The sequence below is a fragment of the Flavobacterium notoginsengisoli genome (genome assembly GCF_014207905.1).
Classification (GTDB): Bacteria; Bacteroidota; Bacteroidia; order Flavobacteriales; family Flavobacteriaceae; genus Flavobacterium; species Flavobacterium notoginsengisoli_A.
Genome location: NZ_JACHLB010000001.1, coordinates 491,932 through 508,581, shown reverse-complemented (window position 1 = coordinate 508,581; position 16,650 = coordinate 491,932). Strand labels below are relative to the sequence as shown.

Below are 16,650 nucleotides of genomic sequence, written 5' to 3'. Positions count from 1 at the left end.
AAAATTGTTTTTAATCTCAAATAAATCATTTTTTTTGTAATATTATAACGTTTTCGTTCTTTTTCTGGCTTCTTTTTTAGTTTATTCGAATTTATTAGAAGTCTAAAAGTCCTATATTTGTTTTTCTTTCTAAAAAAACTAAAAAATATCAAGATGAAAACTTTAAACGATTTCGATTTTAAAAATAAAAAAGCAATTATCCGTGTAGACTTTAACGTGCCTTTGGATGAGAACTTTAATGTAACTGATACAACACGTATTGAGGCTGCTAAACCTACAATTGATGCTATTTTAGCACAAGGCGGAAGTGTGATTTTAATGTCGCATTTAGGAAGACCAAAAGGAGCTGAAGAAAAATATTCTTTAAAACATATCTTAAGCACAGCTTCTGAAATTTTAGGAGTTCAAGTAAAATTTGCTGAAAACTGTGTTGGAGAAGCGGCTCAAGCAGCAGCAAAAGATTTAAAACCAGGTGAAGTTTTATTATTAGAAAATTTACGTTTCCACGCAGAAGAAGAAGCTGGAGATGTTGCTTTCGCTAAAGAATTAGCTTCTCTTGGAGATATTTACGTAAACGATGCATTTGGTACAGCTCACAGAGCGCACGCATCTACAACAATTATTGCACAATTTTTCCCGAACGATAAAACTTTCGGAACATTATTAGCAAAAGAAATTGACAGTTTAAATAAAGTGCTAAAAAACAGTGAAAAACCTGTTACTGCTGTTCTTGGAGGATCTAAAGTTTCTTCTAAAATCACAGTTATCGAAAATATCTTAGATAAAGTTGATCACATGATTATTGGTGGAGGTATGACATTTACTTTCATTAAAGCGCAAGGCGGAAAAATCGGTGAGTCTATCTGCGAAGATGATAAATTAGATTTAGCTCTTGAAATTTTAAGATTAGCAAAAGAAAAAGGAGTTCAAGTTCACATTCCAGTTGATGTTGTGGCTGCAGATGATTTTTCAAATTCAGCAAACACACAAGTTGTAGATGTAACGGCAATTCCTGACGGATGGCAAGGTCTTGATGCTGGTCCAAAATCTTTAGAGAACTTCAAAAAAGTAATTTTAGAGTCAAAAACAATTCTTTGGAATGGCCCATTAGGAGTTTTTGAAATGGAAACTTTCTCTAAAGGAACTATTGCATTAGGAGATTATATCGCTGAAGCTACAGCAAACGGAGCATTTTCATTAGTTGGAGGTGGAGATTCTGTTGCGGCAGTAAAACAATTCGGATTTGAAGATAAAATGAGCTATGTTTCTACTGGTGGAGGAGCAATGTTAGAAATGTTAGAAGGAAGAATTTTACCTGGAATCGCGGCGATTTTAGACTAAAATATCACAATTAACATTTTTTTAATTAGTTTTCTTTAATAAAGAACTTATTTTTGCAAAAGTACGCTTCTCGTAATTATTTGAATTACAGAATTTTAAAATAATGTTATATGATTGTAAGGAAAATATCAATAGTGGTTTCTGCTTTCTTTACGATGGCTGCCTTTTCACAAGAAACAGCATCAACTTTAGAAAGTAAGCCCGAAGTTAAGGTAACATATTTAGACTCTATAAAAAGCACATTCAAAAAAAATGAACTAGCTTCAAAAGTAGATAGTTTATGGATGAACGAATTAGTAAGTCTAGATATATATGAAGACCTGACCAAAGACATTCAAACCATCAACAAAGATGTTACGGTTGATGAAGAATTGCCAACAGAATTGCTAAAACAGCGTTTGGCAGCGATGAATGAGAAATCACCTTTTGAAATTGAATACAATCAAGGTTTAGAAAATATAATAAAGTCATTTCTTAAGAACCGTAAAAAATCGTTTTCTCGATTAATGGCTTTATCAGAATATTATTTCCCAATCTTTGAGGAAGCTTTTGCCAAACAAAATGTTCCTTTGGAAATAAAATATTTAGCTGTTGTAGAATCTGCTTTAAATCCTAAAGCAGTTTCTAGAATGGGCGCTACGGGACTTTGGCAGTTTATGTACGGAACCGGAAAACAATACGCTTTAAAAATAGATTCTTATATCGACGAAAGAAGCGATCCTCTTAAAGCTACAGCCGCATGCTCTGAATACATGACCAAAATGTTCAATATTTTTGGCGACTGGGAACTGGTTTTAGCTTCTTACAATTCAGGACCAGGAAATGTTACTAAAGCAATTCGTCGCTCTGGCGGAAAAACAAAATACTGGGATATTCGCAATTATCTTCCAAAAGAAACTCAAGGTTACGTTCCAGCTTTCTTAGCAACAATGTACCTTTTTGAATATCACAAAGAACACGGAATTAATCCGGAAAGAGCTGTGGTTAAAAACTTCGAAACGGATACTGTAGCAATCAAAAATCAAATGTCTTTCAAACAGATTGCCGATTTATTAGACATGCCGCAATCGCAGATTCAGCTTTTAAATCCTTCTTATAAAATGGGAGTTGTTCCTTTTTACCAAGGAGAACAGCATTTCATTCGTCTTCCAAAAGATAAGATAGCAACATTTGTATCTAACGAACCTCAGATTTATGCTTACGTAAAGTATGATTCTGAAATGAAATCTACTTCATCAAGATTAGCTGTAAAATATGCTCCAAAAGCAAAACCAGCTTCGGTAAAACCAACTACAATTGAAAATAATAACAGCGATTTCGAATTTTATAAAGTTCGAAAAGGAGATAATTTAGGAGCAATTGCTTCTAAATATAATTGTACAACAGCAGAACTTAAGAAGTGGAATAATTTGAAAACCAATTCGGTTGCAATCGGAAGGAATTTGAAAATTAAAACTGAGGAAGAAACACCTGTTAAATCTGCTCCAATTATTGATAAAAGAGAAGAAGCTATCGCATCTGCTGACGAAAAATCAAAGGGAGGAGCTGTTGATATGGACTATGTTGTGGTAGCAGGAGACAATTTAGGTAGCATTGCAAAGAAATTCGGTACGACTATTGCGGAGTTAAAAGAACTTAATAATTTGACTTCGAATAATATTGGTTTAGGAAAAACGATTATTATTTCGAAAGCGGCTATAATTATTGAAGAACCTGCTTCAGCTTCGACAGCAATTGCATCAAACTCGGTTGATTCATTCAAGAAAAAAGCAGTTTCTAAAAGCGTTAGTGAAGATTATTACGTAAAAAAAGGAGACTCTTTATACAGCATTTCTAAAAAATATCCTGGAGTGACAATTTCAGATATTAAAAAATGGAATGGTATTAAAGATGAAGATATTAAACCGGGAATGAAACTTAAAATAAACGGATAAATACAAAATCTTATTTAAATTTGGGTTTTATTTCATAAATTAAGAAAATGAATAAAACCCATTTTTTATTGCTATTACTTCCATTTTTTCTGACTTCATGTTTCAAAAGTGAAAAACAAAATGAAACAGTTTCAGGAAAAACAAATACCATTTCGGTCATAATCGATGATCAGTTGTGGTATGGAGAAGTGGGAGATAGTATTCGAAATAAATTTGCTTCGCCAGTTCTTGGACTTACGCAAGAAGAACCTCTTTTTACCATCAATCAATATCCTGCAAGATTATTGGAAGGCTTTGTTACCGACAGCCGAAGCATTATTGTGGTAAAAAAAGCGCCAGTCGATAAATTCGAAATCATTCACAACAAAGCATTACCTCACAATACTTTTCGCATTTACGGAAAATCTGTCGATGATATTATCTGTAGTATCGAATTAAATTCTGCTCAAATTATAAAAGAAATTCACGATGCAGAAATCCAAAAAATCCAAGAAGACAATAGCTCTTCATTACTGAATAAAGCCATTATAAAGAACAAATTTCACATTGATATTCAGATTCCAACGGGTTTTGAATATATGCTACATAAGAAAAAATTTATTTGGCTGAAAAAAGAAATCATTAGTGGAAACACTAGTCTATTGCTCTATCAGATTCCGCTGAACAATTTTAAAAAGAAAAAAGATGTCGTTAATGCCATTGTAAAAATGCGTGATTCGGTTGGAAAATATATTCAAGGACGAGAACAAAATACGCAAATGATTACCAGTGAAGCTTACGCGCCTTACTTTTCAAAAGTAAAAGTAGATGGTAAAGAAGCTTATGAAACAAAAGGAACGTGGGAATTAAAAAACGATTTCATGACCGGACCTTTCATCAATTATGCAATCTTAGACGAAACCTTCAACCGAGTTTTAGTTATAGAAGGATTTTGCTATTCTCCTTCGCATCAAGAACGTGACTTAATGTTAGAATTAGAAGCGATTATCAAAACAGTCAAAATCGATAAACGATAAAAGAATTTGTTTCAGGTTTCAGGTTTGAAGTTTGTGTAGAAGTTTTCCAAGTCATAATAACAATAGCGCTCTTTGCGTAATCCTTTGCGAACTTCGCGGTTAAATACACAAAGCAGATAAAACTTGAAACCTGAAACTTCAAACTTGAAACAAAAAATATTTCGTAACTTTATTTGTAACAAACATAAAAACAAATAGTTATGAAAAAAGTAGCAACCGCATTAGCACTTATAACCTTGTGTTTTATTTCCTGTAAAAAAGAAGTAAAGACAGAAATTCCAACCACAGCCGATTCTCTTGCTGTTAAAACCGAAGAACCGCTTATAGAAGAAACTGTAGATTCTGCAGCACAAATGAAAGCTTGGCAGGAATATGCAACACCAGGAAATCCGCATAAAATGATGGCAGACGAAGTTGGAACTTGGAATTGCGATATGACTTTCTGGTCGGAAGCAAATGGAAAACCTGAAAAAGCAACTTCTGTTGCCGTAATTAGAATGATTTTGGGCGGACGCTATCAAGAATCCGATTACAAAGGAACCATGATGGGACAGCCTTTTGAAGGTAAAAGTACTCTAGCTTACAATAATGCTAGCCAAGAATACACAACAACTTTTATCGACAATATGGGAACAGGAATGATGGTTGCCATGGGAAAATATGATGAAAGCAAAAAAAGCATGGAACTAAAAGGCGAAATGGTTAATCCGGTTAATGGCAAAAAAACAGCTTATAGAGAAGTCTATACAATTGTGGATCCGAAAACAAGAAAAATGGAAATGTACGATGTCAAAAACGGATCAGAATATAAAAGCATGGAAATTGTAATGACTAAAAAATAGTTTTCTATTTTAGTTACAAAGAAACAAAGCTGCAAAGGCACAAAGGTATATTTCTACGAAGTATACCTTTGTGCCTTTGCAATTTTTATAAAAAACTTTAGCACAGCTAAAAATAAATCTAACTTTGCGTTTTAGTGCCTTAGCGGCAAAAAATAAACAAGAATGGAATTAAAATGGAAAATAAAGCCTTTTGAGGCATTAAATGTAAATGAGCTATATGATTTGCTCAAACTTAGAAGTGAAATCTTTGTAGTGGAGCAAAATTGCGTTTATTTGGATCTTGATGGCAAAGACAAGAAAGCTTTACACTTAATGGGAGAATTTGAAGGTAAAATTGTTGCGTATTCGCGTTTATTCGATGCCGGAATTTCATTTGACAATGCCTCAATCGGAAGAGTTGTTGTTGATGAAAACTACAGAGACAGAAAATGGGGACATGAATTAATGCAAGTCGCAATTGCTGAAATTAAGTCTAATTTCGGGAAAGATAAAATTACTATTGGAGCTCAATTATATTTAAAGAAATTCTACGAAAGCCACGGTTTTGTACAAACAAGCGAAATGTATTTAGAAGATGATATTGAGCATATTGAAATGATTCGAGAATAAAAAATCTTAAATATCAGTAATCAAAAACTCCACACGCCGATCGTATTTATCTCCTTTTTTTAGCGGATATTTATTCCCACATCCAAGATAAGTCATACGGCTTTTGGAGATTTTTTTGGAGATTAGATAATGAAAAACAGTTTTGGCTCGATTCCAAGAAAGTCTTCTTTCTTTAGTGTCTCGATCAATGCCGTCGCTGTAAATTTCGGGTGTACAACAGACATGGCCGCGAATTTCAAACTTTATATTTTGATGCGTTAAAAGTGTTAATGCAACGTTGTTCAGTTCTTTTTTAGCAGTATCTGTTAGCTTTGCACTTCCAATATTAAATAGAATATTTTCCAGATAAACCCTATCGCCAACTTTTAACTTCTCTTTAAAAGAAGTGTGTACATCCTTTCCGAAATTTTCTTTTGTAACAAGAATTAAATCAACCCGCCGATTTTGTAAGCGGGTTTCATGAAGATTTTTTACAGTATCTGTTTTAACGATTATGCGCCCTCGTCCTTCTAGAATAATAATTTTATTCTTTTTGAAGCCGTTGCGAACTAGAAGATTCTGAATAGTAATTGCACGTTTATCTGATAATCTAAAATTGTATGAATCTGTTCCTCTATCATCGCAATAACCATAAATCTGTATAGACTGAACCTTTGAGGTGTCTAGATTTTTTATAAAGTTCGAAACAACCGTTTTTTGTTTGTTGGTCAAATCATATCTGTCGAACTCAAAATAAATGGTTTCAACAGGTTTTTGCTGCGCCGATACTGTATAAAATGAAAGAAGAAGTATGGCTAGAGATAGCTTCATTCACTACATTTTTAAAATCGTTTTATATTCTGTTTGGTTATTTAATACGCTCACTGCTCTTTTAATTTCCGAATTGTTTTTGATATAAAACTGATACAGACCTTCCTGATATTGATACCTTTTAATCAGTTCTTCTTGAATCATGTTTTTGATTTCCTTTTGGTTTTTATCCAGCAAAGTAGTTTCACTTTTTTCTAAAGCAGCCAATAATTGCTGATATTCAGGAGCAATAGTTTCGTCAATTTTTTCATTTTTAGCTGCAGCTAAAGTGTTTTTCAGAGCAACTTCGGTTTCAGTGTCAAATGTAATTTTATTCGTTTTCAAATATTGTTTGAAAGCAGAGTAATCTGCATCTGTTATTGTTGGAATCTTATCTCCCAAATTCGGATTTTTATAATAATAACTCGTTGCATAATCGAAAACTCCATCATTTTTAATTAAAGCTGTAGCAATTGCACTTGTTTTGGCTTCTTCCAATTCGATGTCTGGTAAAACTCCGCCACCATCATAAACGGTTCTTCCTTTTCTGGTTTTAAAAGCATTATAATTTTTAGCATCGGTTTTTTGTGCCACACCATTTTTGTCTTTGTGCGCATAATCTAAAGCCTGAATGCATCTTCCTGAAGGTGTGTAATATCTAGAAATGGTCACTTTTAACTGAGTTCCGTAAGTCAAATCAACAGAACGTTGCACCAAACCTTTTCCGAAACTTCTGCTTCCTAAAATTACCGCACGATCCAAATCTTGTAAAGCACCTGAAACAATTTCAGATGCTGAAGCACTTCTTCCGTTTACTAAAATTGCCAACGGAATTTGTGTGTCAATTGGTTCTTTTTGTGTTTTATAAGTATTGTTGTGTTTTTCGATTCTCGATTTAGTTGTTACAATAACTTCATTTTTTGGAACAAACAAATTGCAGATATCAATTGCTTCATTCAAAAGTCCTCCTGGATTTCCTCTTAAATCTAAAACAATTTGTGTTGCACCATCCGCTTTTAGTTTTTCAAGGGCTTCTTTTACTTCGTTTGAAGCTTTTCTGCTAAAATGTGCCAAAACAATATAACCCGTTTTATCGTCGATTTTTCCGTAAAAAGGAACCGATTTAATATCAACTTCATCCAAAACCAAAACAGTTGTAAATGGTTTTCCTTGACGAAGATATTTAATGTTGATTTTAGTGTTTTTTGTTCCTTTTAATAATTGCGAAGCATCATCTTTAAAATCAGCAATTAGAACATCTCCAATCTGAATGATTTCGTCACCCGCTTTTAGTCCGGCTTTATCGGCTGGATAATTTTTATAAGGTTCGCGAACAACCAAACGGTCTTTTTTTCTAGAAATTAAAGCGCCAATTCCGGTATATTCTCCAGTATTATTGATTTTAAAATTGACAACATCTTGCTCGTTAAAATAAACCGTATACGGATCTAAACTTCCCAACATGCTTTTTATGGCCTTATCCATCAAATCGCCCGGATTGGTTTCGTCAACATAATTGGTATTTACGGCTTTAAATAGAGTTGTAAAAATCTCAATCTGTTTGGCAATTTCAAAAAAATCTTCTTTAAAACTGGTTCCAACAAACAACATTCCCGCAACAGCTACAGGTATAATAAATTTCTTTTTGAAATACGGATACATGATTATTCTTTTTTTCTTCTTTTTAATCTTTTTCTAATAAAATAGGCAAATACAACAAACAAAATTACAAAAGGCCAAGCACTTAATAGTGAAATTAATAAATCGGATAAAGTGTAGAATCCAGATTCGATTGCACTCCAAAGTTTTGAACCGTAAGATATTTTAACGCCCTCTTTTTCAGGTATTGTTTTATAAAATTCAATAGTAATTGTACTTTCAGAAACGCGGCTTTCCAAATATTTCAGCTGACCTTCTTTGGCTTCTATTTCTTCGCGAATGGCTGAAATTTGTTCTTCAATTTCTAAAATTTCGCTGACTTTGTTCGCTTTTTTTAGAATTTCAAGATAGCGTTCTTCTAGTTTTTTCTTTGTTTTTAATCTAGAAGTCAGATCAATATATTGTTCAGTAACATCTTGCGCAGATATATTTTTAACTTCAAAATACGAAACACCTTTTGAAACATCATTTATAAAACGGTCAAAATTCTGACTTGGTACTTTTATAGTAAGATTTCTAAAAAGAGTAGCAAAATCTTTTCCTTCAGAGTCGTTTATAATTCGTGCTTTACTATTCGCAACAGCTTTTCGAATTTGACCAAAGGAGTTTTCTAGATTATCGGTTTCAAATTTTAAAGTCGCTTCCTTTATAATTTTTTGCTCGATTTTATCTTTATTCTTCGGAGCTGGCGGCGGTGGAGTTACCGGATCAGGGCTTCTTTCATACGAATCACTTTCTGCTTTCGCCGGTAGTTTTACAGCCGAAACAATAATATTACTATCTTCCGCTTGGTAAGATTTATTACATCCAGAAAGAATTAGAAACAAAAAAGATAAAAAGAAAAGTCGACGCATAGAATTTCAATTTAGAGCTAAAACTACGATTTTTTTGTCTAAGTTGCTTATTAATCTTACGTTTTGAAATTTACGACTCGGTTTTCTGTTCGGAATCTAAAGGTTTATTGATTTGAAGTGAAAACTTCTCAAACAATTGAATCATTTTGGTATTGATTTCTTCGTAAGATAATCTGTCTTTTGTCTGATAAAAAAGCATAATCGAATAAGGTTGATCTAGATTATCTAAAAGCAAATGTTTGTTCAATCGATAGGTTTCTCTCAAAACCCTTTTGAAGTAATTGCGGTCAACAGCTTTTTTGAAATATTTCTTTGAAACCGAAACGCCAATTTTGGTTCCTTCTTCTGAATTTTCTTCCGCTTGACGGTAAACCAAACGTAGCGGATATTTAGAAACTGATTTTCCTTCAGAAAACAGTAATCCAATAGTAGTTTTGCTTTTTAAACGCTCGTTTTTAGGGTAATTGAAGTTCATTTAATTCAGAAAAAATTTGCAAATTTTGCTACAAAGGTACAATTAAACCAGAAAAACGGTTATTGTTTTTAATTTTAATAAGTCTAAAAATATATTTATTACTTTTGCGCATTAATTTTTGAAGCATGGAAAAAATTATATCTTATCCAATATCGGTAATTTACTATTTATTATTTGGTTTATGTTTGGCTGTTTTTCATCCCATTCAATGGATTTGTTTAAATGTTTTTGGTTACCAAGCTCATAAAAAAAGTGTAGATTATTTAAACTTCTGCCTTTTAAAATGTACCAATTTGGTTGGAACAACGTATACAATTGAAAATCGAGAAACAATTCCGCAAGGAGTGCCGATTATTTTTGTTGCCAATCATCAAAGTATGTACGATATCGTGGCAATGATTTGGTACTTTAGACGTTTTCATTGTAAATTTGTAAGTAAGAAGGAATTAGGCAGCGGAATTCCAAGTGTTTCTTTTAATTTGAAATACGGAGGATCTGTCTTAATTGACCGAAAAGACCCTAAACAAGCTATTCCAGTTATCAAAGGCTTGTCTGAATATATCGAAAAAAACACAAGATCTGCTGTTATCTTCCCAGAAGGAACAAGAAGTAAAACAGGAAAACCAAAAGAATTCGCGCAAAGCGGTTTAAAAATTTTATGCAAATATGCACCATCGGCATATGTTGTTCCAGTGAGTATTAATAATTCTTGGAAAATGGTAAAATTTGGTTTTTTTCCGGTTGGTTTAGGAAATCATCTAAAATTTACTGCTCATCCAGCTTTAGCTGTTAAAGATTACAAATTTGAAGAGCTAATGGAGATTACGGAAAAAGCAGTTAAGGAAGGAATAAATGAGTATAAACAGGTTTAAGTTTTAGTCCGAGCTAAAGCATAAAACCCAAATTTAATATAAGTAATGTCTATAAAAAACATTAGATTAGAAGTAATGCAGTTTTTGGAAAAAAACGTGGATAGCTTCGTTGAACAGTATTTAATTCCAGTGGAAAAAATTTGGCAGCCGTCTGATTTTTTACCAAATTCTGAAGGAGAAAATTTCTTTGAAGAGGTAAGAGAATTACGCGAAATAGCTAAAGAACTTCCATACGATTTCTGGGTTACGCTTGTTGGTGATACAATTACCGAAGAAGCTTTGCCTACATACGAATCTTGGTTGATGGATGTAGAAGGAGTAAATCAAGTTGAAGACGGTGGTAATGGCTGGTCTAAATGGATTCGCCAATGGACCGGAGAAGAAAACCGCCACGGAGATCTTTTGAATAAATATCTGTATTTGTCTGGTCGTGTTAACATGCGTGAAATCGAAATGACAACTCAGCATTTAATTAACGACGGTTTTGATATTGGAACAGGTTCTGATCCGTACAAAAACTTTGTTTACACAAGTTTTCAGGAATTAGCAACCTATGTTTCTCACAACAGAGTATCTCAGATTGCAAAGAAATTTGGAGATAACAAGTTGTCTAAAATGTGTAAAATGATTGCAGGTGACGAAATGCGTCATCACCATGCATATAGCGAATTTGTAACTAGAATTTTCCAAGTTGATCCGAGCGAAATGATGTTGGCTTTTCAATACATGATGAAACAGAAAATCGTTATGCCAGCGCATTTCTTGAGAGAATCTGGACAAAAAATTAGTACAGCTTTTGAACAGTTTTCAGATTCTGCGCAACGTATCGGAGTTTACACTGCAACAGATTACGTTGAAATTATGCAGAAATTAATGAACAAATGGGAAATCGATAAAATTTCTAATTTGACTGACGAGGCAGAAAAAGCACGTGATTATTTAATGAAATTACCAGCTCGTATGGCTAAAATCTCAGAAAGAATTGTGATTCCACAAGAATCTCACATTTTCAAATGGGTTGAACCTGCGAGACTTTAAATTTTAGAATGTAGATTTCAGATTTTAGATTTGAAATTTAAAAAATATACTTGTTGATTGTTGAGGTTTAGTATTAAACTTTGACAATCAACATTTTTTTATAAAATATAAATATCCCTTTATGAATACTTCTGAACTTATAAATAAAACGATTGCTTTTGTAAAAGAAAAACTAAACGATGCCGAAGGCGGTCACGATTGGTTTCATATCGAACGTGTTTATAAAAATGCACTTTTAATTGCAAAAGACACTGACTGCGATCTTACAGTTGTGCAATTAGGTGCTTTGTTGCACGATATTGCAGATAGCAAATTTCATAACGGAGACGAAACTATTGGTCCAAAAACAGCACGAGCGTTTTTAGAGGCTCAAAATGTTTCGGAGGAGATAATTGTTCATGTGGTGAATATCATTGAAAATATCTCTTATAAAGGCGGAAATTTCGAAAAGAAGTTCTCTTCTGTCGAATTGGATATTGTTCAAGATGCTGATCGTTTGGATGCAATTGGTGCAATTGGAGTAGCAAGAGCCTTCAATTATGGCGGATTTAAGAACCGAGCTTTATACAATCCAGAAATTGCGCCAGTAACAAATATGACAAAAGAGGAGTATAAAAAGAATAACGCTCCAACGATAAATCATTTTTACGAAAAGCTTTTGCTTTTAAAAGATAAAATGAATACAGAAAAAGGAAAAGAAATCGCTGCCGAAAGACATCATTTCATGGAATCTTTTCTGGCACAGTTTTATGCAGAATGGGAAGGTTTGAAATAAGTTTTCAGTCTCAGTCTCAGTTTTCAGATTTCTAACTCAATGATTGCCTTTCATTGCTAAATAAGTAATAATGGTTGCGGAGAAAAATCCTAAAGTAAACCATAATAATCTTGCAACTCGATTGTCTCGAATTATTTCTGAGTTATTTCTATTTGTCATTTGAACGAATTTATAAGCCAAAAGTAATCGCTAAAAAATATACAAATAATCCAGTTAAGCCTTAAAAACAACATTAAAAGGCATTTTTAAAAGAAAAAAAAGCGTCACATGAATTCAAAATTCATGTGACGCTTTTAATGTTTAAATCTTAGTAGCTTAGAATCTTAGCAACTTAGAACCTTAATTATGAACACCCGCAATCGGTTCCTCCGCCGCAGTCTTTTTTCTTTTTCGATTTGAAGAAGAACTTCTTAATCAAAAAAGCAACTGCTAATCCTAATATTGTAAAGGCGATAATTTCTTGAAACATAACTTTTTATTTTAAAAGTTGGTATGCAATTAAAGCGGTAAAATAAGCCAATCCGCTCATGAAAATTAGTTGCATTGCAGGCCATTTCCATGAATTGGTTTCTTTTTTAGTAATGGCCAATGTACTGGCGCATTGCATCGCAAAAGCGTAAAATAAAAGTAATGAAATTCCTGTTGGAAAATCGAAGACTTTTTTGCCCGTATCTGGGCGAACTTCTGCCTGCATTTTACTTTTTATAGTTGACTCATTATCAGAATCTCCAACACTATAAATAGTTGCCAAAGTTCCAACAAAAACTTCACGCGCGGCAAACGAACTAATTAATGCAATTCCGATTTTCCAATCGTAACCTAAAGGTTGAATTGCTGGTTCGATTGCTCTTCCCATTAATCCTATGTATGAATTTTCTAATTTTTGAGAATTAACTTCATTTTCAAACTGAGTTTCATCTAAGGTTGTATTTGCAAATCTTTCTTTTACAATTTTTTCAGCATCATTAAATTCTTCTCCAGGTCCATAAGACGCTAAAAACCAAAGAATAATCGAGATTGCAAGAATGATTTTTCCTGCTCCGGCAATAAATGCTTTTGTTTTTTCAACTACGTTAATTCCGACGTTTTTGAAAAGAGGCATTTTATAACTTGGCATTTCAACCACAAAATAGGTTTTAGATTCCAATTTTAAAACTTTATTTAAAATATAAGCCGATAAAATTGCCATAAAAAAACCTAAAACATAAAGAGCCATTAAGGTTAAACCTTGAACATTCAGGAATCCAAAAATGCGTTTGCTCGGAACAACAAGAGAAATTATAATAGCATAAACGGGTAATCTTGCAGAACAAGTCGTGAATGGCGTCACTAATATCGTAATAAGACGTTCTTTCCAGTTTTCGATATTTCGTGTTGCCATAATTGCTGGAATCGCGCAAGCTGTACCAGAAATTAAAGGCACAACACTTTTTCCTGAAAGTCCGAATCGGCGCATGATTTTATCCATTAAAAAAACTACTCGACTCATATAACCGCTTTCTTCCAAAACTGAAATAAACAAGAAAAGCACGGCAATTTGAGGTATAAAAATAACGACTCCGCCAATTCCAGGAATAATTCCTTGAGAAAGTAAATCTGTCAAAATTCCGCTTGGCAATTCTTCTGCTACCCAACTGCTTAATGAAGCAAATGTGCTGTCAATAAAATCCATTGGAATTGTTGACCAGCTGAAAATCGATTGGAAAATTAAAAACAAAATGGCAAAGAAAATCAAGTAACCAAAAACTTTATGCGTTAAAATTCGATCTAATTTGGCGCGAACGTCTTTTGCCATTGAGGCATCAATTTTTAAACCTCCTTTTAAAACATCATTGATAAACTGATATCTTTTAATCGTTTCTTTTTGCTGTAAACGTTTTAATTCTGAATGTGATTTGGTGAATGTGTTTCTAACTTCATTTCGATCTAAATTAGAAAAATTGACATCTTGCGTAATCACAAGCCACAATTTATACATCAACTGATTTGGAAATGCATGCTCTAATTTTTCAAAATATTCGGGATCAATTACAGAAGCATTCAAGCAAGGTTCGTGCGTAATGGTTTTATAAGAAACGATAAGTTCCTTTAATTGATCAATTCCTAAACCTTTTCGAGAACTTACTAAAGCAATTTTCGTTTTTAGTTTTTCTTCTAAATAAGGAATGTCAAGTGTAATTCCTTTGCGTTCCATACGATCAGACATATTGATTACTAAAATCGTCGGAATTTCAAGGTCTTTAATTTGAGTGTAAATCAGTAAGTTTCGTTTCAGATTTTCTACATCTGTAACTACAACTGCTACATCTGGATATAATTTGTCGTTTTTGTTTAATAAAAGCTCGATAACCACACTTTCATCCATCGAACTGGCATTCAAACTATAAGTTCCAGGTAAATCTAAAATGTTTGCTTTTACGTTATTAGGCAATTTGCAAAAACCCATTTTTTTCTCAACCGTAATTCCAGGATAATTTCCAACTTGTTGATTAAGACCTGTCAATTGATTAAAAACAGAAGTTTTTCCGGTATTTGGATTTCCGATTAGGGCAACATTGATATTCTGAACGCTCATTATAAATTGTTTTGGATAAGTTCAACTTCAATTTCACGAGCTGTTTCAATACGAATTGCAACATGTGAGCCGTTTATATCTAAATATAAAGGATCGCCAAAAGGTGCAACCTGAAGTAATTCAACTAAGCTGCCAGGCAGACAACCCATTTCTAATAATTTCAGTGGAATAAGATCGATATCAAAATCTTTGATAATGGCTTTTTCGCCTTTTTTCAGAGTGTGTATTGTATTTTGCAAGCTTATTTAGATTGAATTTAGATTGCAAAAATAGGTAATTATTATATAAATACGGGTATTTATTGCTTACACAAATGCTAAAAGTTTCTAAAAATAAGGGATTGAGCGAAAAAATTCGAGTTTTAAAATCTTAATTGAAAAAATAACTACTCCTTAAAACTATTTGATTTTTTTTAATTTATAGGTGCATTCTTCAATACAAGTGGAGGGATTAAGAAAAAGAGTTTTGTTTTCTATGCGAAAATATCTTGTCTGTTTGCCTTCATCATTTTCATGTCCTGTGTTAAAGTTTTCGCAATCATAATCCAATGCTAATATGCGACCAGAAGTTGTAAAACGACCGGTTGAACAACTTGAAAATTCTGTTGAGGTAAAAGTGCTATCAGTATTAAAAGTGTATTCGTAACCATTTTTTACTCCTCGCCATTTTGTGTCAATTCCACCATCGCTAATTTTTGCTTGAGTTAATTTCCAAGTACCCATAATTGTGGTGTTTTTAATAGCGTTTTCTTCGCGATCACAACTGATAAATAAACATGAAAATAAAATGGATAGAAATAGCGATTTCATAATCTTAAATATTTAGACAATTATTAAACACATCGCGTAATTTTTCTAAGAAAATCACATTCTAAAATTATAAAAAAAATCTCACTATTATAGAAAAATATTCTTGAGTATTTTTTTTAATGTGTTTTAAATCAAATAGTAAAGAAAATGATTCTTTGTAATTATGAAAAGTAAAAAAGTAAAAGATTTACTCTTGAGAAAGAAAATCAATATCTTCTAAAAGACGTTTTATATCTTCTTTATTTGTTCCGTCATAAAAACCTCTAACGCGACGTTTTTGATCGACCAAAACAAAATTTTCGGTATGAACCATATCATAAAGCTGGTCTGGTCTTCCCATTTTTACAGCCAAGTATGATTTTCTCGCCATTTTGTAGATGTCTTTTTTATCTCCCGTAACCAAATTCCATTTGCTGTCTACAACTCCATATTTTATAGCATACGCTTTTAAAACAGAAACACTGTCAACTTCTGGAAAAACAGTGTGAGAAAGCAACATTACTTTCGGATTATTTAAAACGGCTTTTTGAACTTCAACCAAATTTGTTGACATTTTTGGACAAATAGAACCGCAAGTAGTAAAAAAGAAATCGGCAACATAGATTTTTCCTTCGTAATTTTTCTGGGTAATCGTATCGCCATTTTGATTTACAAATGAAAAATCGGCAATTGTGTGGTATTTGCTTTTATATTGAATGGTACTATCTACTAATTCAGGATTTACATCTGCCGGATTGTAGATTGGTAAAGTTTTTTTAGGTTTTAATGCAGTATAAAACAGAGATATCGTAACAACCGAAAATACTATTAAAACAATAAAGAATTTTCGGTATCTGTATAAAAGCGATTTCATAAAAATAATTTGGCGCAAAAATACAAAAAGCAGATTTTAAAAACTTTACTGTCTTATTTTTTTAACAGGCTTTTGTAACATTTACAACTAAAGATTGTCTAATAATATAGTTTTAAACTTCTAATTGTGAAATTTGCACGTCTTTTTGACTTTGCAGTTAGAATTTTAACACAAATTTCAAGATAATAACAATATGTTTGTATTTTCCC

18 protein-coding genes are annotated in these 16,650 nt (G+C 32.7%); 8 read left to right on the top strand and 10 right to left on the bottom strand.

Annotation, left to right across the window (positions count from 1 at the left end):
* Positions 1 to 153 precede the first annotated feature (153 nt).
* The 5 genes from HNP35_RS02175 to HNP35_RS02155 all read left to right on the top strand — a co-directional run bounded on the left by HNP35_RS02175 (position 154) and on the right by HNP35_RS02155 (position 5,742).
* Positions 154 to 1,341, top strand: coding sequence for a phosphoglycerate kinase (locus HNP35_RS02175; RefSeq protein WP_184158877.1), 1,188 nt, complete (start codon positions 154 to 156; stop codon positions 1,339 to 1,341).
* A 110-nt stretch (positions 1,342 to 1,451) separates the two neighbouring features.
* A complete protein-coding gene (locus HNP35_RS02170; protein WP_184158879.1) occupies positions 1,452 to 3,275 on the top strand; it encodes a LysM peptidoglycan-binding domain-containing protein in 1,824 nt (607 codons plus the stop codon).
* A 47-nt stretch (positions 3,276 to 3,322) separates the two neighbouring features.
* Positions 3,323 to 4,291, top strand: coding sequence for a DUF4837 family protein (locus tag HNP35_RS02165; protein WP_184158881.1), 969 nt, complete (start codon positions 3,323 to 3,325; stop codon positions 4,289 to 4,291).
* Positions 4,292 to 4,491: 200 nt separating this feature from the next.
* Positions 4,492 to 5,133 carry a DUF1579 domain-containing protein gene (locus HNP35_RS02160; RefSeq protein ID WP_184158883.1) on the top strand — a complete coding sequence of 214 codons (642 nt, stop codon included), beginning with the start codon at positions 4,492 to 4,494 and terminating at the stop codon, positions 5,131 to 5,133.
* A gap of 162 nt (positions 5,134 to 5,295) precedes the next feature.
* Entirely contained in the window at positions 5,296 to 5,742 is a 447-nt protein-coding gene (locus HNP35_RS02155; RefSeq protein ID WP_184158885.1) for a GNAT family N-acetyltransferase, read from the top strand.
* Positions 5,743 to 5,748: 6 nt separating this feature from the next.
* Here HNP35_RS02155 and HNP35_RS02150 read toward each other — a convergent pair whose 3' ends face one another.
* The 4 genes from HNP35_RS02150 to rnpA form a co-directional block, all read right to left on the bottom strand.
* Positions 5,749 to 6,552, bottom strand: a complete 804-nt coding sequence (locus HNP35_RS02150; protein WP_184158887.1) for an OmpA family protein — start codon at positions 6,550 to 6,552, stop codon at positions 5,749 to 5,751.
* Positions 6,553 to 6,555: 3 nt separating this feature from the next.
* Positions 6,556 to 8,193, bottom strand: a complete 1,638-nt coding sequence (locus HNP35_RS02145; protein ID WP_184158889.1) for a S41 family peptidase — start codon at positions 8,191 to 8,193, stop codon at positions 6,556 to 6,558.
* A 2-nt stretch (positions 8,194 to 8,195) separates the two neighbouring features.
* Positions 8,196 to 9,044, bottom strand: a complete 849-nt coding sequence (locus tag HNP35_RS02140) for a DUF4349 domain-containing protein (RefSeq protein WP_184158891.1) — start codon at positions 9,042 to 9,044, stop codon at positions 8,196 to 8,198.
* 70 nt (positions 9,045 to 9,114) lie between these two features.
* Complete coding sequence (gene rnpA / locus HNP35_RS02135) at positions 9,115 to 9,519, bottom strand: ribonuclease P protein component (protein WP_184158893.1); 405 nt, start codon at positions 9,517 to 9,519, stop codon at positions 9,115 to 9,117.
* Positions 9,520 to 9,644: 125 nt separating this feature from the next.
* Here rnpA and HNP35_RS02130 point away from each other — a divergent pair, with 125 nt between their 5' ends.
* From HNP35_RS02130 to HNP35_RS02120, 3 genes are all read left to right on the top strand, one after another.
* Positions 9,645 to 10,391: a lysophospholipid acyltransferase family protein gene (locus HNP35_RS02130; RefSeq protein WP_184158895.1), complete on the top strand. Its 747-nt coding sequence runs from the start codon at positions 9,645 to 9,647 to the stop codon at positions 10,389 to 10,391.
* A 45-nt stretch (positions 10,392 to 10,436) separates the two neighbouring features.
* Entirely contained in the window at positions 10,437 to 11,429 is a 993-nt protein-coding gene (locus HNP35_RS02125) for an acyl-ACP desaturase (protein WP_184158897.1), read from the top strand.
* A gap of 121 nt (positions 11,430 to 11,550) precedes the next feature.
* Complete coding sequence (locus tag HNP35_RS02120) at positions 11,551 to 12,204, top strand: HD domain-containing protein (RefSeq protein ID WP_184158899.1); 654 nt, start codon at positions 11,551 to 11,553, stop codon at positions 12,202 to 12,204.
* 36 nt (positions 12,205 to 12,240) lie between these two features.
* On the opposite strand, the gene HNP35_RS23855 is transcribed toward HNP35_RS02120, so the two are convergent.
* The 6 genes from HNP35_RS23855 to HNP35_RS02095 all read right to left on the bottom strand — a co-directional run bounded on the left by HNP35_RS23855 (position 12,241) and on the right by HNP35_RS02095 (position 16,441).
* Positions 12,241 to 12,363 carry a hypothetical protein gene (locus HNP35_RS23855; protein WP_260402234.1) on the bottom strand — a complete coding sequence of 41 codons (123 nt, stop codon included), beginning with the start codon at positions 12,361 to 12,363 and terminating at the stop codon, positions 12,241 to 12,243.
* A 184-nt stretch (positions 12,364 to 12,547) separates the two neighbouring features.
* Positions 12,548 to 12,673: a FeoB-associated Cys-rich membrane protein gene (locus HNP35_RS02115; RefSeq protein WP_184158901.1), complete on the bottom strand. Its 126-nt coding sequence runs from the start codon at positions 12,671 to 12,673 to the stop codon at positions 12,548 to 12,550.
* Positions 12,674 to 12,679: 6 nt separating this feature from the next.
* Positions 12,680 to 14,779 (bottom strand): ferrous iron transport protein B, encoded by a 2,100-nt coding sequence (gene feoB / locus HNP35_RS02110; RefSeq protein WP_184158903.1) that lies wholly within the window; start codon positions 14,777 to 14,779, stop codon positions 12,680 to 12,682.
* Positions 14,779 to 15,018, bottom strand: coding sequence for a FeoA family protein (locus HNP35_RS02105; RefSeq protein WP_144216515.1), 240 nt, complete (start codon positions 15,016 to 15,018; stop codon positions 14,779 to 14,781). The genes feoB and HNP35_RS02105 overlap by 1 nt, the downstream gene beginning before the upstream one ends.
* 159 nt (positions 15,019 to 15,177) lie before the next feature.
* Positions 15,178 to 15,588 carry a lipocalin family protein gene (locus tag HNP35_RS02100; protein ID WP_184158905.1) on the bottom strand — a complete coding sequence of 137 codons (411 nt, stop codon included), beginning with the start codon at positions 15,586 to 15,588 and terminating at the stop codon, positions 15,178 to 15,180.
* Between the two features lie 187 nt (positions 15,589 to 15,775).
* Positions 15,776 to 16,441, bottom strand: coding sequence for an SCO family protein (locus tag HNP35_RS02095; RefSeq protein ID WP_184158907.1), 666 nt, complete (start codon positions 16,439 to 16,441; stop codon positions 15,776 to 15,778).
* Positions 16,442 to 16,650: the final 209 nt, after the last annotated feature.